Here is a 1,984-nt window from a genome sequence, read left to right as displayed (position 1 = left end):
TCATGGTTGTCGAATTGAGACAACAATTGTTTTATTCATCTTGTTGATTATATTTTGTTGTTACGGCAACTGGTTGCTGTTATTGTCAATAAAGAGGTCATTGTTCCTTATCCTTTAGATGTTTTTCAAAGAATGATTGACATGCTTACTGATTTCAATTTTTATCAGACTCTATTTATAACCCTATCACATGTTATTATAGTGGTTGCAATAAGTGCACTTATTGCATTTGTGTTAGCTTATCTAGGATATCAAAAACCACTTATAGATGAATATGTTTCACCATTACTAACAATGATTCAAGCAATACCTAATATTTCATTTATTATACTTGTATTGGTTTGGGTATCATCATTACAAACTGTCTATATTGTGCTTTTTCTAGTTGTTTTTCCTCTATTGTATAATAATTTTATACAGGGTTTTAAAAGTATTGATCATGACTTGCGAGATGTTATATTATTATATCATCCAACATGTTTTGAAAAGTATTTCAAAGTATATTTACCTCTGATTCGTCCAAGCTTTTTATCAGGAATGAAGAGTTCATTAAGTCTTGGTGTAAAAGTTGCAGTGATGGCTGAGATACTAGCTGGACTCCCTTATGGTGTAGGAAGAGCAATCAATTATAGTCGAATTCAATTTGATATGGTTGGAGTTTTTGCATGGACCGTTTGGTTAGTTATTATGATATTGTTTATTGACTATATATTAAATAAAGTTATGCATGATCATGAATTTTAAGTACAAGATATTGTAGTGAACCCTAAAAGTGGAATTAAAATTTAATATTTATTGTAAGGCTTGATTCCTAACTTGTAAAGGAGTTAGGCCTTTTCATTTTTCATTGTGTCGTCCTTTTGGCTTATTATTAAGACCATCATAACCTCATTTTTCATAATTGTTAATCCATTGATTGATTTGTCCATCTGCAATATCGAATAAAATCATTAATAACATCTTATAATCTCATGAGCGAAAATATAAGCTTACTATTTCTTTTTTATCTTTATATGTTAATTTTGAATGTTAAAAAAACCTCTTGTTCATAGTTCAACTTTTGAGGTTCAATTCAATTTAATATTCTTTTAATAACAAGGAAATCTAATTTTATTTTCATTTTTATCTCCCTTCTGTAATTGATATTACAAAACGGAAATTATATAAAAAAGCCAAGAATTATACTTCTTGGCAAAATAAGATATTTTATTATTTAATAATAAGTATAGTAATACGATTTCATTTCTTTAATTGTATTTTCTTTAGCTATTCCCTTTTTTTGTGGAGAAGGAGAACACCCAGAAATTATTAAGGCAACGAGAATTAATATTGTCTTCATTTTCAATTGCTCTTTTCACAATCATTATTAGCACATATATATTAAAGTTTATACTTGTATTTATTTTAGTTAGAATATGAAGTTATTCTATTTTTTATATCTTAATTCAAATTTTTAAGAGATAATGCAGTATGACATTGAATCAATCAAACTGGTTAACTGAATTACTACTTCATTAACGTATTTTTCTTCAGTTCATAAGATGGATGATACAGCCCTGTTGGTTCATAAAATTCATCACCAATATAACTGAAACCTAATTTAAGTAATAATTTTGATGATGCTATATTATTAGGATTATGACCTGCAAACAACTCTTCTGCCTTCAAAACAGTAAATGCATAATTTATTACTGTTTTTGCTGCTTCCATTGCATATCCTTGTCCCCAAAACTTTGGACGCAGATGAAAACCTATTTCATATTTACCTTTGCTATATGGTTTTAATCCACAGCAACCAATCAATTCGTTTGAGTCAAGTTTAAAAATAGGCCAGTATTGAATATTATACATCGATTTATTTTTTATTTCTTTTTCTAATCGTGTTCTAATATCATTCGTACTGAATTTACCGCTAGCACAAATGAATCTTGTGACATCAGGATCTCCCCATAATAATTCTGCCAGTTTGATATCATCTTTTTCC

The 1,984-nt window shown here is 28.3% G+C and carries 3 protein-coding genes; 1 reads left to right on the top strand and 2 read right to left on the bottom strand.

What is annotated here, in order from left to right; all coding sequences use genetic code 11:
• Positions 1–57: 57 nt before the first annotated feature.
• The gene (locus ACLR9T_RS14185) at positions 58–744 is read left to right on the top strand and encodes an ABC transporter permease (protein ID WP_413110120.1); all 687 of its coding nucleotides are present in this window, start codon (positions 58–60) and stop codon (positions 742–744) included.
• Between the two features lie 469 nt (positions 745–1,213).
• Here the strand turns inward: ACLR9T_RS14185 and ACLR9T_RS14180 are convergent, their stop codons facing one another.
• Both ACLR9T_RS14180 and ACLR9T_RS14175 read right to left on the bottom strand, forming a co-directional pair.
• Positions 1,214–1,339 (bottom strand): hypothetical protein, encoded by a 126-nt coding sequence (locus ACLR9T_RS14180; protein ID WP_272867198.1) that lies wholly within the window; start codon positions 1,337–1,339, stop codon positions 1,214–1,216.
• A gap of 167 nt (positions 1,340–1,506) precedes the next feature.
• A partial coding sequence (locus ACLR9T_RS14175) for a GNAT family N-acetyltransferase (protein ID WP_413110119.1) occupies positions 1,507–1,984 on the bottom strand: 478 nt, incomplete at its 5' end.

Source organism: Thomasclavelia sp. (genome assembly GCF_047249845.1).
GTDB lineage: Bacteria > Bacillota_I > Bacilli_A > Erysipelotrichales > Coprobacillaceae > Thomasclavelia.
Note: the sequence above shows the minus strand (reverse complement) of the source record. Positions and strands in the feature narration are given on the sequence as shown.

Excerpts from the sequence above, each read along its gene's own strand:
- ACLR9T_RS14180 (WP_272867198.1), bottom strand. The coding sequence starts at position 1,339 with ATGAAGACAATATTAATTCTCGTTGCCTTAATAATTTCTGGGTGTTCT.